Source organism: Paraburkholderia sp. BR10923 (assembly GCF_040948765.1).
Taxonomy (GTDB): Bacteria; Pseudomonadota; Gammaproteobacteria; order Burkholderiales; family Burkholderiaceae; genus Paraburkholderia; species Paraburkholderia youngii.
Window position 1 is genome coordinate 137,850 of record NZ_JBFPKO010000002.1, and the last position, 24,302, is coordinate 162,151.

The following is a 24,302-nucleotide window of genomic DNA, read 5'->3' on the forward strand; positions in this document are numbered from 1 at the left end:
TGGAGTTCACGCGCTGAGTGGCGTCTTTCGTCATCGTGGAAATGCGGGCCTTCTCTGGTTGATGGAGACCCCCCGTCCGTCGACGCATGCCCGCCCTCTATCAGGTCACCGCTCTGACCATCGAAGCATGCCCACGACAACACAACGCACGGCCGGGGTTGGGATGAACGAAGTAGAAGAGGAACGATAGCGATGTCGAACACTGCCGATTATGTGCATTTGTGTGGCGTTGCACAAGCTCGCATTGCGCGAACCGCCAAGGCACTTTTCTGCTGTCGGAGCGCCGCACAAATAACCCGGCTCGATGGGGGTGCCTCGAAAGTCGAGGCGTGCACCCTGACGTGGTGAGTGTTCAACGTTATCGGCCAATATCACCACATTCCGAGCCCCTGTCACACCGCTTAGAGCCGGCAGGTCTATGCTCGCTTCAGGTTCTAACGTTTCGCTGCTGCGCAGCGAACAGGCAATAGCCAGCGATTGGCTTCATTGTCCGCGCACGAATCTGTGGTGCTACCCCTATCGACAGATCGATGCGGTCAGACAAGGGTCGAGTGCATGACGATCACGATCTTCATGCAGGGAGCGTGCGCGCACCCTTCACTGCAGCATGGCGCGTTCCAGCCGCAGTTGCGCTTCTCAAGTAGAAAAATTCACTGGAATCAGTAGATGAACCCGACCGAGCCGACGACGCAGAAATGGGTCGCGGCAGCGGCGCGTGCGCTCGCGGGCTGATCCAGCGGCTCAATGTGGCTTTGCATTGCTCAAACTTTGGAAGGTTTGATGACGATTCAGGTACATCGAGGTCACTATGGCTGCCATTCCACTTTGCGTTGATCTGGATGGGACACTGACGTCCAGCGATCTTCTGATCGAGTCGTTTTTCGCCCTCGTCAAGCGAAATCCGCTCTATCTGCTCTATTGTCTGGAATGGTTGCTGCGCGGAAAGGGTTATCTCAAAGCGCAGATAGCCGAACGGGCCGCAATCGACGTGTCACTGCTGCCATACAACGGACGCCTGATCGACTTCCTGAAGAAAGAGAGCGCGGCCGGCCGCGACCTCTATCTCTGCACTGCGGGGAATCAACGGTTTGCCGAACAGATCGCGCGTCACCTCGGATTCTTCAAAGGGGTGATGTCGAGCAACGAGTCGATCAATCTGTCAGGCACGAACAAGGCGTCGGTTTTAACGGCGGAGTTTGGCGTGCAAGGGTTCGACTATTGCGGAAACGCGCGAGCCGATCTGCCGGTGTGGAAGCAGGCGCGCACGGCGATCGTCGTTGGAGGAACGAGCATCCAGGCGGCCGCGCGGAAGGTGAATCAAACCACGGTCATCTTCGATAACAAACGGTCTCTCTTCAGACTGGCCGTACGGGAAATGCGCGTCTATCAGTGGGTGAAAAACCTGTTGATCTTCGTGCCGCTTCTTGCGTCGCATCGCTTCACAAATATCGATGCACTGAAGGTTGCCGGGATCGCATTTCTTTCGTTCTGCTTGTGTGCGTCTTCGGTATATATATTGAATGACATGCTCGATCTCGACGCGGACAGGCGCCATAGTCGCAAGTGCAAACGTCCGTTTGCGTCAGGCGAGTTGCCGCTAGTTAGCGGCATTGGCATGTTGTTCGTCCTGTTGCTGGCGTCGGCGAGCCTGGCGGTTTTCCTGCCGCCGGCGTTTCAGCTCGTGCTAGCGTGTTACGTCGCAATGACACTCGCTTATTCCTTCCACCTGAAGCGGGTGATGCTCGTAGATGTCTTCACGCTGGCTGCGCTCTATACCACCCGCATCGTGGCCGGGGGCGCGGCGGTCGATGTCGTGCCGTCAGACTGGCTAATCATGTTCTCGGTGATGATATTCCTCAGTCTCGCGTTGGTGAAGCGCTATACCGAACTCGACAAAATGCAGCGGGAGGGCAAGGACTCCACGTCTGGCCGAGGTTATCTGACGGCCGACATGAGCATCGTGCGCTCGTTTGGACCGGCTGCGGGCTATGTCGCGGTGCTCGTTCTTGCGCTCTACATGAATTCTGCTGCCGTCACAGGGTTGTATCGTCATCCCCACAGGCTTTGGATCTTCTTTGTTCTCGTGCTGTACTGGATCAGCCGCGTCTGGATGGTAGCGTTCCGAGGCCAGATGCATGACGACCCGATCGTATATGCGTTCAGGAACCGTTCTAGCCTGGTCATCATGATGCTTTGCGTAGCCGCAGTCCTTTTTGCGATTTGATCAAACGCTAGCTCTTTATTCTGTGCCCAGCCATGCATGCACAGAACCACGGTCCGCTGCGACTGTCACCTGGTGAAGGCGAACACCGTTTGCGGTGGCTCGCTTGTGAGTAAGCACGCTCTACGGCGTGACGACGAGCGCCGTGTGCATTCCCGCTGCATAGTGTCCCGCCTTGTTGCAGATTAACGCGTAGTGGCCAGGCGCAAGCTTGAACGACACGCGCTTGCTCTTGCCCGGCGCGATGTCTTCCACTTCGCCGATCTTTTTCAGCCTGCGCTCCAGCACCTGTCCTTTGCTGACGGGCAGTGCATCGTCCGAGAGATCTGTCTTGAGCACCACGAGTTCGTGTTCCATGTTGTTGTCCGCAGCATTCGTGACTTCAAGCGTGATGGGACCCGCCTTGACGGTGTGCGTCCCGAGCTGGATCGAGTTCGATAGCAATGTTGCATCAACGGTTTGCTCCGCCCAGCCTGAATGCGATGTCATCCCGAGCGCGATCACAGCCGCGAGGATGGCGATTCTGTAAGTGCCATACATGGCGCCCTCCTTTGAATCGACATATCGCGCGTGTCTGGCGTCGAGCGATTGCCGCGGCCAATTTATCGGACAAGCAGATACCCCTGCCTGTGCGATGGCATGAGCGCTTTGCGCATTGCGCGATACGTGCAGTAAACGTGCGCGGCGGAAGGCTTATTCCGTAAGTCCGCTGAGGCGCGGCATATCGCTTTGCTCGCCGCGCCCCGTGAATAGTGTGGTTCGTTTATTACCTGCCATGTAATTGGCGGGACTCGCGCCTCTGACTAATCTGTGCATGTCGCCCGAACGTACCCAGCGATATCCCCCGAACCTCGAGGAAATACCATGGCCAACTTTCCCACCTATACGCTCGAATCCGCACCCGAACAATCGAAGCCCGCGCTGAACAGCCTCGCCGAGATCTTCGGTATGGTGCCCAATATGCCTGCCAAAATGGCGGGCTCACCGAGACTGATCACTGCCCTCGTGGGTGTGTTCAATCAGGCGCACGGCGGCAACCTCGACGAACAGCAGATGCAGGTACTGCTGCTCACGAATGCGGTGACCAATGGCTCCGCCTGGCCGGTCGCATTCCACTCATTCCTCGGGCTTAAGGAGGGTCTGAGCGAGACCGACGTGCAGGCGATCCGCGAACGCCGCTTCCCGCAGGACGCCAAGCTTGCGGCGCTGTCACGCCTCGCACGCACGCTGATCGAAAAGCGCGGCCGCATCGACGACCACGACATCGTTGCGTTCACCGAGGCCGGCTTCGATCAGGCGCTGGTGCTTGATGTCGTCCTCGTGGTCGCCGCCTCGACGATGACGAACTACACCGCGAACGTCACCCAGCCGCCGCTCGAAGAACTCTTGCAGCCCTACGAATGGAAGGCTTGATGCAAGTTGGGGCGGCGTGAATAGCAATAGAGCCCGCTGCCGCGGAATGCCTGATAAAGCCCTTTCCTCACGGGGAAAGGGCCTTTTCTCCTGCATGCCTGTTCGGTCAGGCACATGAACCGATTTCTGCCTAAGACACGACAACGGTAAATTCGACCCCCGATTCAAAGTTCAGCGTCGTGGTGGAAAAGCGCGAATCGCCGTCGAGATAGCGCTTGAATGGCCGAACGGCGTCCTCGGCTGTGTACATATTGTCGGCGAGAACGATCGACCCCGGCCGCAGCAGGCGCTCGATCCCGTTGAACAGATTCAGATAGCTGTCGGCCCATACGTCGATAAACACCATGTCGAAAGTACCGTCCAACTCGGCAACGGTTTCGAACACATCGCCCTCCCGCACGTCGACATAAGCGTCCACGCCCGCCATTCCGACATGGGCCCGAAGTTGCGCGCACTTGCCGGCATCGAGTTCAGTCGCGACAACCATGCCACTGCCTAACATGCGAAGAGCCTCGGCGAAATACAGCGTGGACACCCCGCACGAACTGCCGAGTTCTAGGATTCGAGCTGGTTTGTTCGAAAGCACCATGTTGCGCAAAAACCTTCCCGTTTCCGCCGACACCGCAACGATAAAGGCGGGCCTTCCGACGATTCGAAATCTTCGCTGGATAGTCCGAGCGTTTCGAGAAACCGTCCACGGAGTCGCGGCGCGAGGGTTTCGTAATCCTCCGAAAGAGTCAGACTCCTCACTCGATCCCTGGAATTGCGCGCGTGCGCGGGCTATCACCTCGGTCTGACTCTGTTCGTGAAGCCGTCGCAGAAGATCCGTGGTTGACGAAGCCATATGCGCTCCTTGACGTGTACCGCTATGCCGTTCCGGCGAGCTTGATCGCGCCTTCGGGGCACGCCGCCACACAAAGACCGCACGACCGGCGCAATCACGCCCGACCGCTGTTTGCAGTCGACCGTCGATTCCTCGCGCACGTTCAATCTCCGTCGCGCCGGTCGCGGTCCGATCGCCATGCCGCCCGAAAATGCTCGCGCTCTTCAGGCGTCATCGCTTCCCATTTTCGCCAGTGACGCCGTCCGCGCCAGCCGCCATGTCCGCGGAATCCGCCAAACAGGATGCGGCTCAAAACCAGCAAGCCCAACGCATGCGCGAAGTCGATCGCGCGGGCGCCGACGAATAGCGCCGGCATCACCCAATTCCATAACGTCATCACCACCAACCCGAGCACGGCTATCGCGATCACCACGAGCAGCGCTTTACCCACGCATCTGATTCGAAACTTCATCCGTCGACTCCTCTAAATATCCAGTTCGTCGTAAATGGCCTGCAGTCGGGCGCGCAGATGCAAGACCGCATAGCGCTTGCGCGCGAGCAGCGTGTTGAGCGCGACGCCGCTTTCCGCCACCATGTCTTTGAAGGACCGCCCCTCCAGTTCGTGCGCAATAAATACCTCACGTTGATTCGGCGGCAATTCATCGAGCGCATCCTGCAGAGCCTTGAGCAATACAGCGCGAGCGTAGAGGGCTTCGGGACCGGCATCGTGCGCCGGCAGCGCGAGGTCGAGGCGATACTCGCCGCTGGCGTCGTCCTCGGCCTCGGACAGATCCGCCATCGGTTGCTCTTTCTTCTTGCGAAAACGATCGATGATGCGATTGCGCGCCGCGCGAAAAAGCCACGCGCTCGCCTGTTCGATCGGAGCCGGAAGCCGGTAAGCCTGCACGAATTCGTGGAACACATCCTGCAGGATGTCCTCGGCATCGTCCGGGTCGCGTATCCGACGCCGGATAAAATTGACGAGCCTCGTGCGCTCGCGCACCACGGTCGCGGTGATGTCGCTGTCTCGGTCGGTCATCGGGTGCGAGGTGGGTGGCGGTTCCATGCGCCTGAAGACGTTTCAGCAGCGCGAATATTGTGGCGAGCGCGAAAATTTTTTCCCTGAGAAACTGCCGATTCGCGCGATGCAATGCGTAGCAGGTTTGCGACCATTACGTAACGGCAAGAAGTGGGAGACCCAGCCATGAAGGTCACGATTGCGTACATCGAAGAGCCCCCGTTCGGTTGGATGGAAACAGATGGTACTGCCACCGGTGCCGACATCGCTCTGGCCGACACGGTGCTTCGGGCGATCGGTGCCACCCGGATCGAGCACCATCTGACATCGTTTAGTGAACTCCTGCCCGGCGTCGAAGCAGGCAGGTGGGATATGAACGTTCCGCTGTTCGTCACGCGTGAACGCGCCGATAGGGTCGCGTTCAGCGTCCCCGTATGGGGGATCGCAGACGGTTTTCTGGTTCGGACTGGAAACCCGAAAGCGCTCGACAGCTACGCGTCACTCGCCAAACGCGCTGGCGCGCGCGTTGGCATCATAGCCGGACAGGTTCAGCACGACTCAGCGAGAGCATCTGGCGTAAGCGAGGATCAGATTACCGTCTTCGAGCATCAGGCCGATGCTATCGAAGCGGTGCTCTCCGGCGCCATCGATGCCTATGCGAGCACGGCCTTGGGGAATCGGATAGTTGCGAGCCGGATCGGAGGCTCAATGCTCGAGGCCGTCGAGCACGAACCGGGAACGAAGAGCCAGCAGCAGAAGCCGCCGCTCGGGGCATTCTCGTTCAATAGAAGTAACAGCAATCTGATCCAGGCGGTAAACCAGGCCCTTCGTTCATATCTGGGCTCACCGGATCATCGTGCGCGCATGGCGGCTTTCGGCCTGACACACAACGAGATCGATCCCGCTATCGCGGGTCGAGGATAAAGAAATCCCGCCGCTCTGGCATCAAGAGCGGCGCTTGTCCATTACGCGCTTGGCGCTACATTCCAACGCTCATCCCTCCGCCCGCGCTTGTGCCCGTGCCTGTGCCCGGGGTCGTGGTCGTGGTCGTGCCCGAGCTCGACGTTGCCGTATTCAGATCGATTCTTCCGTAGACGCCATCTGCTTCGTCATTCGGGCCCGCCGCGAAGAAGAGCGTGCTGGAAGGCTGATTGCTGAGGTCGTTGCCGAACGCGATGCCCCATATGCCGTGTTCGACGATCGGGCTGTTGTTCGGTCCACTGATCGGTCCCATCGACTGCCCGCTCGATGCGTTGAACGCATTGATCATGCCATCACCGAAATTGCCGATTATGATTGCGCCGCTCATCGAGCCGAAACTCGCGGGCGCCTGCGCAATACCCCACGGCGCGTTCAGCGAACCGCCTGTTGCGAAGCGTTGCTTCAGATTGCCCGCGGTGTCGTACACATCGACCATGCCGAGCCCCGCGCCCGGGACATCGTCGTGTTTGGCTGCGTCCTGCATTGCATAGGTGACGAACAGATTCGAGCCGATCGCCTGAATGCCGAACGGCGCGAAGCCCGCCGGCATCGCCGGGTCCGTGAAGGCGCCGGGCATCGAGACCTTCGTGAACGAGCTATCGAAGACGTCGATCTTGTTGTTATGGAAGTCCGTCGCGTAGAGGAAGTTGCCATTGTTCATGGCGGCGAGCGCGAGGCCCTTATAGACGGCACCACCGGCACCATCGTCGTACATGACGAACGCATTGGTCGGCCCGACGGCGGGCGCCCAGGCGGTGATGGTGCCGCCTTCGCCCGTGAAGATGAATGCAGCGACTCCGGACTTGCCGTTTTCCGTGACGAGGAAGCTTTGTGTTCCGTTGAACACGATGCCCGTCGGCGATGCGGAGCCGTTCTTGCCATCGGGTATCGTGACGACCAGCGATTGGGGCACGCCATTGCCGTCATAGAGCGTCGCGACATTGGTGCCATTGTCCGCGACCCAGGCGAAACCATTGGGATTGAAGGCGACGCCCCAAGGGTTTTTCAGATTTGCGTCGGTGTGTGCGGCCGGCACCGCGCCATCGGATACGAGCGCCGTCGCTGTGAACGACGACTGAACCGGCGGGCTCGTGCTGCTCGAATTCGAGCTACCGCCGCCTCCGCCGCCGCATGACACAAGAGTCGCGACGGCCGCGCCGCATGCAACGACGCCGAATATAGCGAGTAGAGACTTCATGACCGCACTCCTTGTTCTGCCCCAAAGGACCTAACGCTCAATGAACGAGCACGGCATCGGGTTTATTCCGGCGGAGCGGCTGATTTCGCGGCAGATCCCGTGCGATCGCAATGGTCGAGTTCGTCCAGACAAAAGCGATTGGTACGCAACGAACACGGGGCGTGACTATTCCATGCGTGCGGCCAAAACTTGTATCGAGCCGTCACTGCGTGAAATTCAACCGTCGATTCAGCACCTGAGAAAACGCGCGGCACGCTGATTGCGACATTTCCTGTAGCGCAGGCGACAACTGTCTGCGTCTATCTTCCAGTCCAATCAAGGAGGGGCGGATCATGAGCAAGGCAACCATCACACTAGTCGCGGCCGTCGCCGCACTCTCGCTGTCGGGAGGCGCTTTTGCGCAGATGGCCGGAGGTCAGAGCGGCAGCGGTTCGACCGGAAACGCAGGCAGCACCGCCAGTCCGTCGAATCAGATGAACGGCACAACGTCAGGCGGCTACGGCATGCCAGGCAACACCAACTCGGACAGCGGCATGGGCGCCAAGGCGCCGAACTCGGGCCTGCCGAGCAACGACACCGGCTCGACGACCGCCACCCCCGCGCCCAAGACCAACAACACGCTGGCGACCCCGAGCGTGGTATCGCCAGCCGCTACCGGCCATTAACAGCTGGCAAAAATGACCGTCGGCTGCGAGCCAGTGCGGCACAAACGCTCCGTTCGCAGCGGCGTAGGTGTAATTGCGACCGGCGCCCAGTTTGTCAAATAGCAGAGGCATGGCCGTCGCATGCGGCCAACCGCCTGGCTATCGAAGCGTCACGGACAGGCTCAAAGCCACGTGCCCCCTTGCCGGTCGCTCGGCTCCTGCGCGAGCGCATCGAAGTCGTGAATCCAGTCGAGGTGATGCAGCATGCTATCGCGCGCCCCAAGCCGCGCGTTGCGTTCCTGCGCGGCGGGGCCGTCCGGCAGATGCAGCACGTCCGCGGTACTGATCGACGCGTATTGCACCTTGCGCGTGCGGCCCCGGCGCAGACGCTCGTAGCCCTCCTGCGCTTCCCGCCAGTTGCCTGGGCCCGCCTTGGCCAGTTGTGCGGCCAGCACCACGGCATCTTCGATCGATTGATTGGCGCCCTGGCCGTGATGCGGCACGAGCGCATGCGCGGCATCGCCGATCAGCGTCACGCGACCCTTGCTCCAGCGGCCGAGCGGCGGACGGTGAAACAGGCCCCAGCGCTGACTGATCGGCACCGCCGTGATCATCTGCACGACGGCCGGATGCCAGTCCTTGAAGAGGCGCAGTTGTTCGCCTTCGGTCGACGGCATGACCCAGTCGCGCGACGGCCACGGCGACGGATGACGCTCGACCAGCAGGAAGTTCTGATCGCCGTTGTCGCCGATCGGATAGTGCAGCAGATGGCCGCCGGGCCCGAACCAGAACTGGATCGTCTCCGGATCGGGCAACAGGTCCATGCGCTCGGCCGGCACGATGCCACGAAAGCCCGAGCAACCGGAATACAGCACGTCGTCGTAGCCGAGCATCCAGCGTCGCGTGATCGAGCGTGCGCCGTCGGCACCGATCACGAGATCGGCATCGATACGCCGACCGTTGTCGAACGCGAGGCTCACACGATCGGGATGCTGCACGAGATCGACCAGCCGATGACTGAGCTCGATGTGCTCGAGACCGACCGCCTTCGACAGCACCGCCTGCAGATCGGCGCGATGGACGCCCCAGTAGGAGCCACCGAACTGCTCGCGATAGCTGGGCATGCCGCGATGATGGCCAATCACGCTGCCGCTGCGGCCGTCACGATAGATGAGCCCGGGTACTTCGGCGCACACGTCGTCGAACGCGGAGCGTAGTCCCATGCGCTCGTAAAAGCGCGTCGCGTTGGCCGACAGCGCGACGGCCGCGCCCACTTCGCGCAACTCGTCGGTCTGCTCATAGAGTTGCGCATCGATGCCATGCTCGCGTAGTGCGAGCGCCAGCGTAAGGCCGCCGATGCCGGCGCCGACGATCGCGATGCTCAGGTCCATCCGGGTCATGATTGTGTCTCCGATATGCGGGTTTATCGTGTCGGTATTTTCAGCACTAGACCGTCATTGCTCAATAAGATGAAATGAATCTCCTTCATCACCGAAATGAATGATCTTTAAGTCATGCCGAAGCCATGGAACTGAGCGATCTCGACCTCAACCTGCTGCTGCTATTCCAGCGGCTGATGCAGGAGCGGCGCGTGGCGAGCGTCGCCGAGCAAATGAACATGAGCCAGCCGGGCGTCAGCAATGCGCTCGCGAAGCTGCGCCGCCTGCTGGGTGATCCGCTGTTCGTGCGCGCGCCGGGCGGTGTGGTGCCTACCCCGTTCGCGCTGCGTCTCGCGGAACCGGTCTCGCAGGCGCTCGCCACCTTGCACGCCGCGCTCAATCCGGTGACGGGCTTCGATCCGCTGCGCGCAATGCGAACGATGACGATCGGTATGACCGACATCGGCGAAGTCGTGTTTTTGCCGGCATTGCTGGAACGATTGTCGCGCGTCGCGCCAGGCGTCGCGATGAATACGGTCCGCAATACGAGCGTCAATCTGAGCAAGGAGATGGGCGACGGCCGCGTCGATCTGGCGATCGGACTGTTGCCGCAGTTGAAGGGCGGTTTCTATCAGCGGCGTCTGTTCGATCAGCGCTACGTCTGTCTGTTCAGACGCGGCCACCCACTCGAAGAGGCGCCGCTCACGCTTTCCGCGTGGCGCGAAGCCGAGCATCTGGTGGTGGTGTCGGCCGGCACCGGCCACGGTCAGGTGGACGAGTGGCTGAAACGGCGCGGCGTGCGGCGTCAGGTGCGACTGACGGTGCCGCACTTCATGAGCGTAGGCTACATCCTGCAACGTACCGACCTGATCGCCACGGTGCCAGAGCGTCTCGCACTGGAGTTGGCCACGCCGTTCTCGCTCAGCCTGCGCGCGCTGCCGATGACGCTGCCCGCCGCGCCGATCCATTTGTTGTGGCACGAACGGGTCCATCACGACGAAGGCAGTCGCTGGCTGCGCGAGGTCGTGATCGACCTGTTCGCGGATACGGCGACGAGTGGCAGGCGAGCGCGGGACGTGAGGAAGAAATAGGGCTTTTTTTGTAAACGTCGATCCTCCGAAGCTTCACGTCTACTCGAACACTCCGGTTCGCACCTCGCCATTGCGCGTGTAGCGCGTGATCAGCACGCCGCCGGGCGTGCTCGTCGCGTGTTCCAGCGTGAAGGCCGACGCTTGTGCGTCGTTGCCGAACAGACGTTTGCCGTGCCCGAGTATGACGGGGTAAATCAGAAGCCGGAGCTCATCCACGAGGCCCGCCGCCAGCAGTTGGCGCACCATGTCGCCGCTGCCGAACGTCAATAGATCGGCACCGTCCTGAAGTTGCAGCGCGCGTATCGCGTCGGCAAGGTCGCCGTTCAGCGGGTGGCTGTTGTGCCAATCGAGCGTATCGGATCGATGCGTGGCCACGTGCTTGCGGACCTGATTGAACTGGTCGGCCATGCCGCGGCTGCGTGAATCGGCCGGGACATGGGGCCAATAAGACGCGAATATGTCATACGTGCAACGCCCGAGCAGCAACTCGAACGGCTGAGCGAGCAGCTCGTGCACACTCACGCCGATCGCTTCGTCGGCGTAAGGGACGATCCAGCCGCCCAGGCGAAAGTTGCCACTGGCATCCTCCTCGGGCGCGCCGGGGGATTGAGTGACGCCATCCAGGCTGAGGAACATGGAAACGATGTGCTTGCGCATGATGGGCTCCTGGTCGATGAAGCTGATCGGTTTATCTCTACGACGAACGACTCGCACGCGGATCGACAATCGGCGTGCGGACTGCGTGAAGCCGCGCAAGCGGGCATCGCGCGATCGGCGCAGAATGATTGGACCCACGGGTGCCTGCGCCGCAGGTGTGAAGGTGCGCACCACTCGCCAGCGTATGGTCGGAAGATCGCCCGACACAGTGATGCGCACATAGCAGCCGGCGTAACGTCCGGTCGCCCGTGGCCTTTCGCGCAATGGCCGATGAGTATTCGCGGCCCGAATTCGCGTCGACGTTCGACGCATGGCTAGACGCGAGGCAGCCGCTCCTCCCTGACATTACAATTGCATTTGCGTATAATTTCGCGAAGCCTTCATGCGGTATCCCTGAAAAGCAAATAAGCGATACCGCAATAAAAAAGCACTGCTGTGGCCTGCCCACATAGTGCACAAAGACAACATCACCCGAAAAATGTCCGTGCCTTCAGCCACAACCGGATCGCGCGATTCCGCGCGGTTTTTCACCCAACCGAAAGTGCTCGTCATCGTGGCGACGCTATGCTGCCTGCTTTGGGGCAGTTCATACCCGGCAATTAAAATTGGCTACGCGTTGCTCGGAATCACACAAAACGATATTCCTTCGAAGCTGATCTTCGCGGGCTACCGGTTCGTGCTCGCGGGACTGTTGTTGTTGATTCTTGCTGCCTTTTCAAAGAAGCCTGTTTTCGAATTGAATCGACGCAATAGCGGACAGCTGATGCTATTGGGTTTCACGCAAACGGCCATTCAATATGTTTTCTTCTATATCGGTCTCGCCTACACGACCGGCGTTCGCGGTTCGATTCTGAACTCGACGACGACCTTCTTCAGCGTGCTGCTTGCTCATTTCATCTACAAGAACGATAAGGTGTCGCCACGCAAAGCGCTTGGATGTCTGCTGGGATTCGTCGGCGTGATGGTCGTCAATATCGGCGACGGTCTGTTTGAATTTGCATTCACCTTGCTCGGCGAAGGCTTTATCGTGATTGCCGCATTCGTGCTATCCGCTGCATCGATTTACGGAAAGCGCATTTCGCAGAGTATGGACGTCATGGTCATGACCGGTTATCAACTCGGGTTTGGCGGCGTCGTTCTGCTGGCGGCGGGGTACGCGACCGGTGGTTCGTTGCACGCGTTCACGCTGGGATCGATGGCTTTGCTGGCCTACCTGGCGTTGCTGTCTGCAGCGGCCTTCACGTTGTGGAGTCTTCTGCTCAAATATAACCAGGTCGGCAAAGTTACCGTTTTCAATTTCCTGGTGCCCGTGTTCGGTACCGTGCTGTCCGCGATTTGCCTGAACGAGAACATCATGGAATTGAAGAATCTCGTCGCGCTGGTGCTGGTATGCGGAGGAATCTGGCTGGTTACGCGCTCGGCGCAACGGAGCGCTGGCTATTCGAAGGCTGGTGTCGCCGTGGGCTCTCAGGGTCGCGGCTGAGTTCGCGGGGTTCCGTAGCGTCGGCTTCCCGTCAAACGCTGTCCGACGCAACCGGCAACCCCTCCGTCCGCCACCGCAGCATCCCACCGGCAAGATTCGCCACCTTGCCGAACCCCGCCTTCGTCAACAATACGCTCGCCTGCGCCGAGCGCACGCCGGACCGGCACACCGCGACCACCGGTCGCTCGCGATCCAGTTCTTCGAGCCGCGCTGTCAATTGCGACAGCGGCACCAGCTTCGCGTCCGGCAGATGACCCAGACGATCGATGAACTCCGGCGCCTCGCGTACATCGACGATCTGAAATTTCGCGCCATGCTCGAGCAGCGCCATCGGCTCGATTTCCCACACGCCGCTAAAGCGCAGCGTCAACGGTGCCCAATCCGGTGTTTCGGTCGCAACTTCGGCGCCGCCTTCCGGCTGCCCGCAACGCATGTTCGCGGGCACCGCGACCGCCATCTGCTTCGGATGCGGCAAATTCAGGTTGTTCATGTACCCGGCAAAATCGCCGACGTCGACGTCGCCGCCCAGACGCGGATTGAAGCGCCGCTCCTCGGTCACGCTCGTCACCGTGATGCCGCGATAATCGTGCGCGGGATAGAGGAGGCAGCCGTCCGGCAGCGACAGGATCTGCTCGCGCACGGACGCGAACAACTGCTGCGGACTGCCCTGCTGGAAATCGGTGCGGCCGCAGCCGCGAATCAGCAGGCTGTCGCCGGTAAAGGCCATGCTCTGGTCGTCGAGCACGTAGGTCAGGCAGCCATTCGTATGGCCAGGCGTCGCGCGCACGGTCAGGTGACGCGTGCCGAAGTCGATCCGATCGCCATGCGCGAGCGGCCGCGTCACGCCTTTCGCCCCCACGACCGCGGCAAGCCCGATCTCGCTGCCGCAACGCAAACGCATGCGCCATGCGCCGGTTACGTGATCGGCGTGCACGTGGGTATCGAGCGTAGTAAGCAGCCAGAGGCCCAACTCGCGCAGCAGTGCCTGATCGCGCGGCACCTGCTCGTAGACGGGGTCGATCAGCACCGCCTCGCCGCTGTCGCCGAGCAGGTACGTGTAGGTCGACGAAACAGGATCGAACAGCTGACGAAAAATCATCTGCATCTCTCGAGAAGGTCGGCGAGGCGGCCGCGAACGGCCGCCATGCCGCATCTGTCAGCGCGGTTGCTTGGTGGTGCGCAGATACGGTTTGATGGTCTTGAAGCCAGGGAACACCTGCTGCGCCTCTTCGTTGCTGACCGCCGACGTGATGATCACGTCTTCGCCCTGCTTCCAGTTGACCGGCGTCGCGACCCTATGTTTGGCGGTCAGTTGGATCGAATCGAGCACGCGCAGGATTTCGTCGAAGTTGCGGCCGGTGCTCATCGGGTAGGTCAGCGTCAGCTTGATCTTCTTGTCGGGACCGATGATGAAAACCGAGCGCACGGTCGCGTTGGTCGCTGCGGTGCGGCCCTCGCTGGTATCGCCCGCGTCGGCCGGCAGCATGTTGTACATCTTGGCGACTGCGAGGTCGGTGTCGCCGATCATCGGGTACTTGACGGCGGCGCCCTGCGTTTCCTCGATGTCCTTGGCCCATTTTTCGTGGTCTTCGACCGGATCGACCGATAGCCCGATCAGCTTCGCGTTGCGCTTGGTGAACTCCGGCTCGATCTTCGCCATGTAGCCCAGTTCAGTCGTGCAAACCGGCGTGAAGTCTTTCGGGTGAGAAAACAGGATCGCCCATTGGTCGCCGATCCAGTCGTGGAAATCGATGGTGCCCTGCGTGGTCCGCGCGGTGAAATTGGGCGCGGTGTCATTGATACGAAGTGACATATTGCCGTCCTGTGAAGTCGTGGTTAAGCGGAAGACCCGAGCGAGGCCTGTCTGCAACGGTCCAACACGAGCCCGGTTAATCTCGGGGATTGAAAATCACCAAGGCTCACAACGATAGATGAAGCTTTCGCGGCGCATACTCGCGCGGCAAGTAGCGCATCGCCGCATCGCGCAGTGAGAATTCAAATATAGCGCGTTACGCGCAGGCCCATGCTGACACCCATCGAAATCTGTCTGGCTGGCCACTCCGGAATGGCTGAGAGGAATGGCGTTGATCGGTAAATCATGGACATTCGATGCGCCGGCGTGTGTGCGATAGCGCACACATTTACCGGACCCTGCTTTGATCAGACCGTGCCGTCGTCCAATGGGCGGCGCTAATGCGTGATGCCCGGCGCGGCCGTCTCGCCGTCTACGCGCTTGCGCAACCAGGCACCGAATGCATCGTGCACCTCGTTATGCCGCAGCGCGAAGTCGACGATCGCCTGCAAATAACCGAGTTTGGTCCCGCAGTCGTAGCGTTTGCCGATGATTTCATACGCGAGCACCTGCTCTTCCTCGAGCATCGAATGAATGGCGGGTGTCAGTTCAATCTCGCCGTGAGGGCCGGGCCGCTGCGCGCGCAAGTGGTCGAATACCGCTGGCATCAACACATAGCGCCCCGCGACGCCGAAGCACGAAGGCGCTTTTTCCGGCGCGGGCTTTTCGACGATGCTCGACACGCTGATCACGCGCTCGTCCCAATGTCGTCCGCCGACCACGCCATGCGAGCAAGCGCCGTCCGCTTCGAATTCCTCGACCCCGATTACCGACGAATCGTAATGGCTGAAGATGTGCACCATCTGCTCGAGAACGGGCGGCTGACCCTCGAGCAGATCGTCGGCGAGAACGACCGCGAACGGTTCGTCGCCGATCAGTTTTTGCGCGCACAACACCGCATGCCCGAGTCCGAGCGGCTCGGCTTGCCGAACATAGATGCAGCTGACGTTGGGCGGTTTGATGCTTTGCACGAGTTCGGCGAGGTTTTGCAGCCCGCGCGCCCGCAGCACGTGTTCGACTTCGTAGGATTTGTCGAAATGATCTTCGATCACGCGCTTTCCGCGGCCCGTGATGAAGATCAGCTCGGTGATACCCGCGGCAACCGCTTCTTCGACCGCGTATTGAATCAGCGGTTTGTCGATGACCGGCAGCATCTCCTTCGGACTCGCCTTCGTGGCCGGCAGAAATCGCGTGTCGATTCCCGCGACCGGAAACACCGCCTTGTGAACTGCGAGCATGATGAACTCCTCGTCCGGCTGGTAGACGGAGCAGCACGGCTGTAGAGCATGGCCGGATGCCGCCGGCTGGGCGTCCCGCTTCGGCTGGCCAGTGCTGCGCGTCGGAGCGTGCGGTACTGATGAAGCGCTTGCAACAAACGTGGCTTCCGTCCGCTCGCAAACATCTGCTGAATGCTCGCCATGATGGCACGGTTTGCCGGCGGGTGTGGATATTCGCCGTTGCGGCGCGTCAGTCCGCGGAGCCGGGCGACTCGGGGGAACCCAGGTCGTCAAGGGGACAGGCTCGGGCTAAGCGGCTTTTAAGCTTGCAGGGCGTAACTTCACACCCACGCTGAATGCCGGGCGCCCCGTCGATCGCTGCCTGGCCGCGATCCATCTCAGCGTGCCCGTGAGCGCTCGACATTCCGCACAAGCGCGTTTCGATACTCACGCACGCCTGACTCCCTGTTCACATGCGGACGTCGCACGTCCGATCCGACTTTGATATGAAAAAGCTAGCGCGCTCGATTGACTTCATTCTGTTGACCGCCGCGTCGGTGGGCCTCGTCATGTTTGTCGTCTGGCGAGTGGCGACGGTAAAGGGTTGGCTTTAGGGGTTGGCTTTAGGGGTTGGCTTTCTCCCTCTCTGCGCTCAGACGTCTGCGATGCATGTCCCCCTTGCCTGAAAATAGGTCGCAACAATGCCGTAATAATTCATCCGCACAATTCGACGCCACCAACAACGACAAGAAAGTCTCGTGATGACTCATCTTCGCGTCTCTCTTCCGCTGCGCCTCACTATTCTCGCAAGCGTGGCGGCACTAGCCGCGTGCGGTGGCAGCAATGACTCTTCTACGCCGACGTCCTCGAATACTTCGACGACAACGGCGACGGCCTCGATCCCGGCTCCGCCTGCCGACCCTGGTTTTGTCGACAACGCCGCAATCCCCGACGTGCCCGCGTTCGTCGACACGATTGCGACCAACCAGCGCGGCGACGCTCGATATGCGACGCTCGCCACGAATGCGGGCGTGCGTGTCGTCTCGCGATTCCTCGATATCTGGCAACCGTTGACCGAGATCGTCGATGCGGGCGTATCCGCCCCCGCCAATGGTTCCTTTCCGGCTGTCGTGCAATCCACGTGGACCGGACTACCCAATGACGGTACGCCGGGTGGGGCGGTCGTGAATAGCGCCGTCCATGCCGCAAACATTCAATTCGTGGTCACCGAGACGACCAACCGAACCCAGGCACAGGCCGATGCAGCCTACTACGACGACCGGCGCGGCAAAGGCTACAGCGTGACCGACGGCATGGGCCCGCTCACCAACGCGTGGCGCACGGCGGCGCAGCAGACGACGACGATCACGTCGATCCCGGCGGATGCGACGACCGTGCTGTACAACGACGCCGGCAACAACATCGGCGTCGGCAGCAGTGGCGGCAATAGCAATTTCGGCCAGGTTGTCGATCTGCTCAGCAACATGGGCAACAACGCATCGACCGAGCCGGCCAAGCGCTTCTACAAATACGCGCGGCCATACCGCTGGAGCACGAGTGTCGTGGTAGCTCCGACTCTGGTGCCGGCCGAGAGCACCACGCCTTCGACCGATGGCGGATATATCAGCGGTCACGAGGCGGAGGCGATGCGCGACGCGATGACAATGGCCTACGTGCTGCCGGAGCGGTTCCAGGAGATGGCGAGCCGCGGCCTCGAACTTGGCGAAAACCGCATTTTTGCCGGTATGCATTCGCCGCTCGACGTCATTGCTGGTCGAATGTTTGCACTTGCGGCGACTGCTGCGAATCTCTCCGATCCCAGCAACGCCACCCTGAAGGGCGCCGCATTTAGTCAGGCGCACGCAGCCCTGATGCAGTCGACCAACACCAATTCGACGAACTTCGCCGCTTTCGCCCACTCCGGCACGGCAGCGACGGACCGCTTCGCCGACTATGCAACGAACAAAGCAGACTTCACCCGCCGTATGACGTTCGGCTTTGCTCCGATCGAATCGACCGATGCGCCTCCCGTCGTGCCGAAGGGTGCGGAAGTATTGCTGGAGACGCGCTTTCCGTATCTGAGCGCAGCCCAGCGCCGCGTGGTGCTCAAGACGACCGAGCTTCCTTCCGGCTATCCGGTCATGGATGACGCGGAAGGATGGGGCCGCCTCAACATGTTTGCGGCCGGCGACGGATATGGTGCGTTCAATGGCAGCGTCATCGTTTCGATGGATGCGTCCCAAGGCGGATTCAACGCGTCGGATCTGTGGCGCAACGACATTTCCGGCGCGGGGAAGTTGACGCTGCAGGGTAGCGGTACGTTGAAGCTCGGTGGCAACAACACCTGGTCGGGCGGTTCCCAGGTAAGCGGCGGTGTGCTCGAGGCGGATTCTCCGAATGCGTTCGGCACGGGCGACGTGTATTTGGGTGCGGGCGGCGTCACCATCGCGGCGACTTCGCCCGTGTCCATCGTCGGCAAGTACACGCAGCTCGCCGGCACGACGCTCGAACTCGACATCGACGGCAAAGGCGCCGGCCAATTGCACGTTGGCAATCAACTCACCATCGCAGGCGGCACGCTGCACGTGAAGTTCGTGAACGGCTTTGCGCCCAAGGTCGGCGACACCATCGATCTGATCGATGGCAATGGGGCGAACAAGCAGTTCACGACGATCACGGTCGACGGCCACATGGCGACACCCGTTTATTCGGCGAACGGGGTGTCGGTGCACATCGATTCGTAATCCGGCCGGATGCCGCGTGGGATCGCGCTGCGCGTCAACCGTGAGGTACGGACCGCGCAACGCGAGACACGATCGCGAAATTTACAACTCGAAAAAACAAAGCAACTTCCAGAGCAGGAAATTTCGTGTGCGGAAAGCGCAATCGAGCCTATCGACCTTGTCGCTGCTTATGCCACCGCTGCATTCCCTTCGCAACGCTTCCAGTTGAAGGCAGCATAGATAGAAGACTGCGCGCTTTACCTCATTGTCGAAATTGGCAAGCCTCCCGTAGAGCAGTGCGCCGAAATGACTCTTAACCTGCCCGAGGACCCGGTTGTCAGTCGGCAGGCCCAATGAACGTCTGTCCGACAGAAGCTTCAATACAATCCAATAGGCATCCAGTGTCTTTGGATCCCTGGTCAAGACAGCCGTCAGGCCGCGCGGGTTCTCGCGATAAAAGTAGACCGGCTGACTGAGGCTCACATAGCCATTGGCCAGCGGAAGCAGGACCAGCGTGACGACCGAATCTTCATACGCCATGCCCTCCGGAAACTGCACGCTTTTGAAAAGATCGCGCTTGATGACTTTTCCCCACGGATACCCCGACAGATCGAAGACATCGGGATCAGCGCGAGTCGCGACCGAATCGTCGAAGACCTGCGTCCTATGTATTTTGTCCGTCACGTCGACGACCCAGTAACTGCCTTGCACGATATCGACGTCGTGTCGAAGTGCGGGAGCGAGTAGGGTCTCGACGCAGTCCGGCGGTAGGTAGTCGTCCGCGTCGACGAACATCACGTATTTGCCTTTTGCGTGTCTGAGACCTTCGTTGCGGGCCAGAGCCACGCCGCTGTTCGCGATGTGCACCACGGTTACGCGGGGGCGGTTCGCGTAGCAATCGAGAATGGCCGAAGAATCGTCCGTCGATCCATCATCGACGGCAATCAGTTCGTAGGCGAGTGCGGTGTTCTGGGTCAGAACCGAGTCAATGCACTTCAGCAGATAGGCTTGCGCGTTGTACACGGGCACGATGATGGAAAGCCATAGGCCCGTGTCCTCATTCATGCAGGCCAACTGCTGAGAAACTGATGGCCGATACGGTCTCAGTTTCTGTATGCGTGCCTCCAATGCCATTTTGTCCATTGGCTTCTTTCTGCCGTCGGCTGTCAGCTTGAGGGCCGTGGCGACACAGGAAAGAGGGAATCGAGAGACCGCATCGAGGCTCCTGGCAACGGCGTCCGAGCCGGTAGCCCTGGAGACGTACCTATAGACCTTGCTCATCCGTCCTCCGAGTCAAACAGTGCCTGATACAGCCGTCGAGACCGATTTCATTCATCGGCATCTTCGTGCTCCAGCAAAACCCTTCAACCCTGGCAGCTGACCGAACAGGCGATCCCAGATCGTCAGAATATGGGCAACGGAATAGCGATCCCGGATCGAGCGCGCGCCCCTGACGCCGAGCTCTTCGCGCAGCGCCTGGTCCGACAGCATGCGCCGCAGCCCGGCGGCGAGCGCTGTTGCATCGCCCGGTGGGATCAGCAGACCGTCCTGCCCGTCGCGCATCAACTCGCGCGGCCCGCTCGGGCAGTCGAACGAGACCGCCGGCACACCGAGCGCCATGCTCTCCATCAGCGCCACCGGCATCCCTTCGAAGCGGGACGACAGTACGAAAGCGTCCGCGGCGGCCATCTCATCCCATGCAGCCTGCGTGCTGCCCGGCAGAAATACCCGCCTGGACAGATTGAGCTCTGCAATCCTGCGGGTGAGCATCGGCCGCTCAGGGCCTTCGCCCCAGATCCACAGATCCCAATCCTCGAAATCGTGCGCGACCTTCGCAAAGGTTTCGATCAGCAGCTCGTAGTGCTTCTGGGGGTTCAGACGACCCACTGAAATCAGGCGCTTTCTGCCTTCCACGCGCTGCGGCCTCGTCATGCTGAAAAGCTCGTCTGGAATCGGATTGGGCATCACGGCAATGTGAGGCGTGTCTCCCGAGCGCATCTTCTCGAACGGCGTTGCCATCGATTGGGAAAGGAACGTGAGCGCGGTGGCCCGCGGGTAGGTGAGCCGGCACAGCAGCTTCCACAGAAACGGGCGGCCATCGGCCACCGGATCGTTGTGCTCGCAGGCGATCACCGGAATGCACAGGCCCCGTGAAGCCAGGATCACGTTGATGTTCACGTTGGTCAAAAACGACACGATGACGTCGGGCTGTTCTTCCACGAATAGCTTGCGCAACTCCGCCAGTCTCGCGATGTAGTTGACCCGTCGCAGCGGGCTATGCTTGACGCGGTCGGCCAGATAGATCATCCGCACCTTCTCGTCGATGGGAAAAAAACATCCACCGTGTTTGCTGTAGGTCGGCACGAGCGTAACGGTGTCGTTGCGTTGGGCCCACGCGGCCGACAGCACCGCGGCAACCCGTTCGGCGCCGCCCGGCTCACCCATTGAATTGACGACAAGAACAATTTTCACGTTTCGTAGTCTCTTGAACGGTCGAGGGCTCAGCGCATTTCGCTGTCGTGCCGCGAAGTTGAACTGCTCCGCAGCATGCTGATCGCAAGCACGAATGCGGTTACGTACATCAAAGCAAGTGAAATCTGCACACCCGCGACTCCGAATAGGTGAACTAGCACGAAGCTGGCCCCTACCTTCACCGCGAACGCCAGCAAGGAGATGTTTGTCACTAGTCTGAAGCGTCCTTCGCTGGCAAAGAGTTGCCACACCACCATCAACGCAAAATAGAACGGCACTTGCAAAAGTCCCCAACGAAATGCGCTTGCCACTCTCACCGTATCTTCTGGCGTGAACGCACCTCGTTCGAACAGAACGGCGATCGCAGTCGGAGCGAGGAACCACGACACCAGCGCACAAACGAGACCAGCAGCGAGCGTGGCGAGCGCCCAGAAAAGCGCCGTTCGGCGCGCACGCCGCGCATCACCCTGCCTGCGGATGTCGGAGAAGATGGGCAGCGTGGCGCGCGCGGCAGCCATCGCCCCTACACTGAGCAACAGCGCGAGTACGCGGTTCGCGTAGCCAAGCGTGCTATTCGATCCCGCTTCGAGATTCGCGACCAGGTATTGGTCGAGCGGTCCGGCGAAACAGACGGCGACCTGGCCGACCATGAGGGTGCGCATGGACAGCCATGCTTCGCCCAGATGCGGAGAGCGCATGGAGAGCCTGACCCGGCTCGACACGCCGTCGGTGCGTCCGGCAAGCCACCTGAGGCAAAGCATCTGCAGCGCCAGGCCGACCACAGTTCCGAAGACGATCGACACGAGGCCCGCGTCGGGCGAAGCCACGAGTACGCTCACGAGAATCACCGCGGCAGGCAGCCCCTCGAGCAATGTATTCACATGCTTTTCGTTGGCCTGCAGCCGCGCGGCATAAATCCCCGCGCCGAGCGTCAGTACACCTGTGGGCGCGAGCCAGTACATCATTTCGCGGGACAAGTCGCGCGTCGTCGACGGCGCATCCGGCCCAAGGTGCTGCATCACGAACGGCCAGCCGACGTATAGGACGATAGCAACCAGAAGACCGCTCACTAGCGCGGCCCCTTCGAGCTCGCCGACGAACTGCGCCACGTCTTCCTTCTTTTGCGCGCGCAGGTTGACGAACATCGGCACGAGCACCACACCTGCCACGGATAGCAATGTGGTTGGCAACCAGTTCACCATCGAAAACGTGAACTGATACGCATCGACAATGCTGCTGACTCCATACTTGTACGCAATCGCCATTTCCTTCAGCGCTCCGGCACATTTCCCGATGAGCACGAACGCAGAGACGCGCGCCAGGCTCCGTGCGATGCGTGCATGGTCAGGATGCGTACTGAGCACCCGCTCGCGCCAGCGAGTCAGTTGGAACATCAGTGCGCTCACCATCGTCTGAACCGTCCAAATTCCTGTGCGGCAAACTTCGCAGTGGCGAGTATTTCCGCTGGCGCTCGGTTGCGCGGCGCCGACGACGCCAGGGACACCTTCCTTTCGCTCATGGAGTTCCTCAGGGCGCGGAGACCGAAGCCCACATGCTTCGCACACGTAGGAGTCTTCCGTATCGCAGGGTTTAGACCGCGGCGTGGCACGCATCCGGCCACGCAAAACGTCGGTAAAACATAGCAGTCACTGCGTCCCTATTAATGTTTGACAACGCACATTGACAGGTACCTATTTCCTCTACATTCACCGGGGTGCGCAGAAAGTACCGGAATAACGAATAGTTGAATCAAAGGCCTGGTCCAACTATTTGCTTAGCAGAGAAGCCATAGCATGAGTACACAAATAACGATGCGGTCGACCGCAATTCATCGCAGCGCGATGTTCGTCGCGCTGCTGCTGTGCTCACTGACGAGCCATGGACCATATGTCGTGATGACAGGCATTCTGCTGCTTATGGCAGTGTGCATGAGCGACGCGAAGGTCCGCGAGGCGTTGTTCAGTATTCGATGCGTGGCTCTTGTGTCGCTTTCGGCGACTGTCATTACCGCGTGCTATCTGTGGTTTCTCGCAGTACCACACGGGAACGCTTCGTACAATCTCGAGAAATCCGCGACGAACAACTACATTTTCTTCTTGCTTGACATCGGCTTTCTTGCGTCATTCGCTGCGTTGATTTCAACACGCATCGGCGAAGTCACGACAGCTGTCTCGAGGTTGCTAGTCCTCAATTGCTCCGTCCTGTTCCTGCAGACAGCAACGCTGCTCATCAGCGGCCAGTACATCGACTTTACCAGGCCGATTACGGGTGACGCGTCGCGGTACCAGAATTGGGAGTCCGTGCATCCCGTTTTCGCATTCCGGCCGACGGGTCTGTATATAGAACCTTCGACGTTCGCCGCGGCCGTGGGAACCATGGCAATCGGCTATATCCTGCTTTCCAGGGCGAGAGGAAAGACGCCGGCTACGCTGCCCATCGCTCTGACCGTGCTATCCATGCTCATCACGCAGTCAGCTGCGGCGGTTGTACAGGCGGTGGTGTTGATTGCAGCATTGATGGTCACGCACTCGCGCCGCATGAGAGCGTGGGCGACGGCAATATTCACATTGATCGCCTTGGCCTCGCCGGGATTGATTGCGGCTTACGTCAATAGCTTCATGCTCAAAATCGATGCGGATTCAGGACTGCGCTTGCGGCTGCTGTCGTACGTCTATGAAGTGCGCCATGGATGGGATTTTCTGTTCGGCTACGGCCCCTTCTCCGTCGAATACGACCTGTTCGATGTCTCGGAACACACGTCGACCTTTGTTGCATCACTTAACGACGCAGGATTGCTCAATTTTTTCGTCGTGCAACTTGGCATCGTAGGACTTGCAATTCCCATCGGCATATTCCTGGTCATGAAAAAGGACATTGCCAATCTGTGCTTTTTCGGGCTGCTGATGTCATCAAAGCTGTCGTACACGTCGCCGCTTCTCTACTTCGGGCTCCTGCCCCTGGTGATGCGGCTGGGGGTATCGCGGGACAATACCCATTCGGCTGCCGGCTATCGGGGTGTCGATGTTGAGGGTAGAGAACCGGATTTGCTAGTTGCGCCGCGCTCGCCCTAAGTTTCGATCTGCGGCCGGTACTCGATCCTCTCATGTCCCGGCCTGCGAGGTTTGTGTTG

The 24,302-nt window shown here is 60.3% G+C and carries 23 protein-coding genes and 1 pseudogene; 10 read left to right on the forward strand and 14 right to left on the reverse strand.

Annotated features, from left to right (window positions below; genetic code table 11):
• The first annotated feature begins 808 nt into the window (after positions 1–808).
• A complete protein-coding gene (locus tag AB3X94_RS04045; RefSeq protein WP_368610835.1) occupies positions 809–2,224 on the forward strand; it encodes a UbiA family prenyltransferase in 1,416 nt (471 codons plus the stop codon).
• Positions 2,225–2,344: 120 nt separating this feature from the next.
• Here AB3X94_RS04045 and AB3X94_RS04050 read toward each other — a convergent pair whose 3' ends face one another.
• Positions 2,345–2,761, reverse strand: coding sequence for a plastocyanin/azurin family copper-binding protein (locus tag AB3X94_RS04050; protein WP_368610836.1), 417 nt, complete (start codon positions 2,759–2,761; stop codon positions 2,345–2,347).
• 324 nt (positions 2,762–3,085) lie between these two features.
• Between AB3X94_RS04050 and AB3X94_RS04055 the strand changes: the two genes are divergently transcribed.
• Positions 3,086–3,634 (forward strand): carboxymuconolactone decarboxylase family protein, encoded by a 549-nt coding sequence (locus AB3X94_RS04055; RefSeq protein WP_368610837.1) that lies wholly within the window; start codon positions 3,086–3,088, stop codon positions 3,632–3,634.
• A gap of 130 nt (positions 3,635–3,764) precedes the next feature.
• Here AB3X94_RS04055 and AB3X94_RS04060 read toward each other — a convergent pair.
• The 4 genes and pseudogenes from AB3X94_RS04060 to AB3X94_RS04075 form a co-directional block, all read right to left on the reverse strand.
• A pseudogene (locus AB3X94_RS04060) lies at positions 3,765–4,478 on the reverse strand (O-methyltransferase).
• Positions 4,479–4,500: 22 nt separating this feature from the next.
• The gene (locus tag AB3X94_RS04065; protein WP_368611018.1) at positions 4,501–4,548 is read right to left on the reverse strand and encodes a hypothetical protein; all 48 of its coding nucleotides are present in this window, start codon (positions 4,546–4,548) and stop codon (positions 4,501–4,503) included.
• A 72-nt stretch (positions 4,549–4,620) separates the two neighbouring features.
• Positions 4,621–4,929, reverse strand: coding sequence for a hypothetical protein (locus AB3X94_RS04070; protein WP_176106925.1), 309 nt, complete (start codon positions 4,927–4,929; stop codon positions 4,621–4,623).
• 12 nt (positions 4,930–4,941) lie between these two features.
• Positions 4,942–5,523 carry an RNA polymerase sigma factor gene (locus tag AB3X94_RS04075; protein WP_368610838.1) on the reverse strand — a complete coding sequence of 194 codons (582 nt, stop codon included), beginning with the start codon at positions 5,521–5,523 and terminating at the stop codon, positions 4,942–4,944.
• Here AB3X94_RS04075 and AB3X94_RS04080 point away from each other — a divergent pair.
• Both AB3X94_RS04080 and AB3X94_RS04085 read left to right on the forward strand, forming a co-directional pair.
• Positions 5,522–5,665 carry a hypothetical protein gene (locus AB3X94_RS04080; RefSeq protein ID WP_176378701.1) on the forward strand — a complete coding sequence of 48 codons (144 nt, stop codon included), beginning with the start codon at positions 5,522–5,524 and terminating at the stop codon, positions 5,663–5,665. The genes AB3X94_RS04075 and AB3X94_RS04080 overlap by 2 nt on opposite strands.
• Positions 5,662–6,399, forward strand: a complete 738-nt coding sequence (locus AB3X94_RS04085) for a transporter substrate-binding domain-containing protein (RefSeq protein WP_368610839.1) — start codon at positions 5,662–5,664, stop codon at positions 6,397–6,399. The genes AB3X94_RS04080 and AB3X94_RS04085 overlap by 4 nt, the downstream gene beginning before the upstream one ends.
• A 55-nt stretch (positions 6,400–6,454) precedes the next feature.
• Here the strand turns inward: AB3X94_RS04085 and AB3X94_RS04090 are convergent, their stop codons facing one another.
• Entirely contained in the window at positions 6,455–7,654 is a 1,200-nt protein-coding gene (locus tag AB3X94_RS04090) for a TIGR03118 family protein (protein WP_368610840.1), read from the reverse strand.
• A 40-nt stretch (positions 7,655–7,694) separates the two neighbouring features.
• Between AB3X94_RS04090 and AB3X94_RS04095 the strand changes: the two genes are divergently transcribed.
• Positions 7,695–7,913: a hypothetical protein gene (locus tag AB3X94_RS04095; protein WP_176106929.1), complete on the forward strand. Its 219-nt coding sequence runs from the start codon at positions 7,695–7,697 to the stop codon at positions 7,911–7,913.
• 73 nt (positions 7,914–7,986) lie between these two features.
• Positions 7,987–8,319 (forward strand): hypothetical protein, encoded by a 333-nt coding sequence (locus AB3X94_RS04100; RefSeq protein WP_176106930.1) that lies wholly within the window; start codon positions 7,987–7,989, stop codon positions 8,317–8,319.
• A 161-nt stretch (positions 8,320–8,480) separates the two neighbouring features.
• On the opposite strand, the gene AB3X94_RS04105 is transcribed toward AB3X94_RS04100, so the two are convergent.
• On the reverse strand, positions 8,481–9,698 hold the full coding sequence (locus tag AB3X94_RS04105) for an FAD-dependent monooxygenase (protein ID WP_368610841.1): 1,218 nt from the start codon (positions 9,696–9,698) through the stop codon (positions 8,481–8,483).
• Positions 9,699–9,823: 125 nt separating this feature from the next.
• Between AB3X94_RS04105 and AB3X94_RS04110 the strand changes: the two genes are divergently transcribed.
• The gene (locus AB3X94_RS04110; protein ID WP_368610842.1) at positions 9,824–10,768 is read left to right on the forward strand and encodes a LysR family transcriptional regulator; all 945 of its coding nucleotides are present in this window, start codon (positions 9,824–9,826) and stop codon (positions 10,766–10,768) included.
• Between the two features lie 39 nt (positions 10,769–10,807).
• Here the strand turns inward: AB3X94_RS04110 and AB3X94_RS04115 are convergent, their stop codons facing one another.
• The gene (locus AB3X94_RS04115) at positions 10,808–11,425 is read right to left on the reverse strand and encodes a dihydrofolate reductase family protein (protein WP_176106933.1); all 618 of its coding nucleotides are present in this window, start codon (positions 11,423–11,425) and stop codon (positions 10,808–10,810) included.
• 478 nt (positions 11,426–11,903) lie between these two features.
• On the opposite strand from AB3X94_RS04115, the gene AB3X94_RS04120 reads away from it, so the two are divergent.
• Positions 11,904–12,908, forward strand: coding sequence for a DMT family transporter (locus AB3X94_RS04120; RefSeq protein ID WP_368611019.1), 1,005 nt, complete (start codon positions 11,904–11,906; stop codon positions 12,906–12,908).
• Positions 12,909–12,939: 31 nt separating this feature from the next.
• Here AB3X94_RS04120 and AB3X94_RS04125 read toward each other — a convergent pair whose 3' ends face one another.
• The 3 genes from AB3X94_RS04125 to galU all read right to left on the reverse strand — a co-directional run bounded on the left by AB3X94_RS04125 (position 12,940) and on the right by galU (position 15,998).
• Positions 12,940–14,007, reverse strand: a complete 1,068-nt coding sequence (locus tag AB3X94_RS04125) for a rhodanese-like domain-containing protein (protein ID WP_176106934.1) — start codon at positions 14,005–14,007, stop codon at positions 12,940–12,942.
• A gap of 57 nt (positions 14,008–14,064) precedes the next feature.
• A complete protein-coding gene (locus AB3X94_RS04130) occupies positions 14,065–14,721 on the reverse strand; it encodes a peroxiredoxin (RefSeq protein WP_176106935.1) in 657 nt (218 codons plus the stop codon).
• Positions 14,722–15,098: 377 nt separating this feature from the next.
• Positions 15,099–15,998 carry a UTP--glucose-1-phosphate uridylyltransferase GalU gene (gene galU / locus AB3X94_RS04135; protein ID WP_368610843.1) on the reverse strand — a complete coding sequence of 300 codons (900 nt, stop codon included), beginning with the start codon at positions 15,996–15,998 and terminating at the stop codon, positions 15,099–15,101.
• Between the two features lie 740 nt (positions 15,999–16,738).
• Here galU and AB3X94_RS04140 point away from each other — a divergent pair.
• Positions 16,739–18,721 (forward strand): phosphatase PAP2 family protein, encoded by a 1,983-nt coding sequence (locus AB3X94_RS04140; RefSeq protein WP_368610844.1) that lies wholly within the window; start codon positions 16,739–16,741, stop codon positions 18,719–18,721.
• 81 nt (positions 18,722–18,802) lie between these two features.
• On the opposite strand, the gene AB3X94_RS04145 is transcribed toward AB3X94_RS04140, so the two are convergent.
• The 3 genes from AB3X94_RS04145 to murJ are packed head-to-tail and all read right to left on the reverse strand — an operon-like array spanning position 18,803 to position 22,566.
• The gene (locus AB3X94_RS04145; protein WP_176106938.1) at positions 18,803–19,981 is read right to left on the reverse strand and encodes a glycosyltransferase family 2 protein; all 1,179 of its coding nucleotides are present in this window, start codon (positions 19,979–19,981) and stop codon (positions 18,803–18,805) included.
• A 51-nt stretch (positions 19,982–20,032) separates the two neighbouring features.
• The gene (locus AB3X94_RS04150; protein WP_368610845.1) at positions 20,033–21,172 is read right to left on the reverse strand and encodes a glycosyltransferase family 4 protein; all 1,140 of its coding nucleotides are present in this window, start codon (positions 21,170–21,172) and stop codon (positions 20,033–20,035) included.
• Between the two features lie 29 nt (positions 21,173–21,201).
• A complete protein-coding gene (gene murJ, locus AB3X94_RS04155) occupies positions 21,202–22,566 on the reverse strand; it encodes a murein biosynthesis integral membrane protein MurJ (protein WP_176106940.1) in 1,365 nt (454 codons plus the stop codon).
• A 399-nt stretch (positions 22,567–22,965) separates the two neighbouring features.
• Here murJ and AB3X94_RS04160 point away from each other — a divergent pair, with 399 nt between their 5' ends.
• On the forward strand, positions 22,966–24,243 hold the full coding sequence (locus tag AB3X94_RS04160) for a hypothetical protein (RefSeq protein WP_176106941.1): 1,278 nt from the start codon (positions 22,966–22,968) through the stop codon (positions 24,241–24,243).
• The last annotated feature ends 59 nt before the right edge of the window (positions 24,244–24,302 follow it).

Excerpts from the sequence above, each read along its gene's own strand:
- AB3X94_RS04105 (WP_368610841.1), bottom strand. The coding sequence starts at position 9,698 with ATGACCCGGATGGACCTGAGCATCGCGATCGTCGGCGCCGGCATCGGC.
- AB3X94_RS04120 (WP_368611019.1), top strand. The coding sequence starts at position 11,904 with ATGTCCGTGCCTTCAGCCACAACCGGATCGCGCGATTCCGCGCGGTTT.
- AB3X94_RS04050 (WP_368610836.1), bottom strand. The coding sequence starts at position 2,761 with ATGTATGGCACTTACAGAATCGCCATCCTCGCGGCTGTGATCGCGCTC.
- AB3X94_RS04160 (WP_176106941.1), top strand. The coding sequence starts at position 22,966 with ATGAGTACACAAATAACGATGCGGTCGACCGCAATTCATCGCAGCGCG.
- AB3X94_RS04075 (WP_368610838.1), bottom strand. The coding sequence starts at position 5,523 with ATGGAACCGCCACCCACCTCGCACCCGATGACCGACCGAGACAGCGAC.
- AB3X94_RS04070 (WP_176106925.1), bottom strand. The coding sequence starts at position 4,929 with ATGAAGTTTCGAATCAGATGCGTGGGTAAAGCGCTGCTCGTGGTGATC.
- AB3X94_RS04115 (WP_176106933.1), bottom strand. The coding sequence starts at position 11,425 with ATGCGCAAGCACATCGTTTCCATGTTCCTCAGCCTGGATGGCGTCACT.
- AB3X94_RS04140 (WP_368610844.1), top strand. The coding sequence starts at position 16,739 with ATGACTCATCTTCGCGTCTCTCTTCCGCTGCGCCTCACTATTCTCGCA.
- AB3X94_RS04045 (WP_368610835.1), top strand. The coding sequence starts at position 809 with ATGGCTGCCATTCCACTTTGCGTTGATCTGGATGGGACACTGACGTCC.
- AB3X94_RS04055 (WP_368610837.1), top strand. The coding sequence starts at position 3,086 with ATGGCCAACTTTCCCACCTATACGCTCGAATCCGCACCCGAACAATCG.
- galU (WP_368610843.1), bottom strand. The coding sequence starts at position 15,998 with ATGCTCGCAGTTCACAAGGCGGTGTTTCCGGTCGCGGGAATCGACACG.
- AB3X94_RS04090 (WP_368610840.1), bottom strand. The coding sequence starts at position 7,654 with ATGAAGTCTCTACTCGCTATATTCGGCGTCGTTGCATGCGGCGCGGCC.
- AB3X94_RS04085 (WP_368610839.1), top strand. The coding sequence starts at position 5,662 with ATGAAGGTCACGATTGCGTACATCGAAGAGCCCCCGTTCGGTTGGATG.
- AB3X94_RS04095 (WP_176106929.1), top strand. The coding sequence starts at position 7,695 with ATGAACGAGCACGGCATCGGGTTTATTCCGGCGGAGCGGCTGATTTCG.
- AB3X94_RS04145 (WP_176106938.1), bottom strand. The coding sequence starts at position 19,981 with ATGAGCAAGGTCTATAGGTACGTCTCCAGGGCTACCGGCTCGGACGCC.
- AB3X94_RS04125 (WP_176106934.1), bottom strand. The coding sequence starts at position 14,007 with ATGATTTTTCGTCAGCTGTTCGATCCTGTTTCGTCGACCTACACGTAC.
- AB3X94_RS04110 (WP_368610842.1), top strand. The coding sequence starts at position 9,824 with ATGGAACTGAGCGATCTCGACCTCAACCTGCTGCTGCTATTCCAGCGG.
- AB3X94_RS04080 (WP_176378701.1), top strand. The coding sequence starts at position 5,522 with ATGCGCCTGAAGACGTTTCAGCAGCGCGAATATTGTGGCGAGCGCGAA.
- AB3X94_RS04130 (WP_176106935.1), bottom strand. The coding sequence starts at position 14,721 with ATGTCACTTCGTATCAATGACACCGCGCCCAATTTCACCGCGCGGACC.
- murJ (WP_176106940.1), bottom strand. The coding sequence starts at position 22,566 with ATGTTCCAACTGACTCGCTGGCGCGAGCGGGTGCTCAGTACGCATCCT.
- AB3X94_RS04100 (WP_176106930.1), top strand. The coding sequence starts at position 7,987 with ATGAGCAAGGCAACCATCACACTAGTCGCGGCCGTCGCCGCACTCTCG.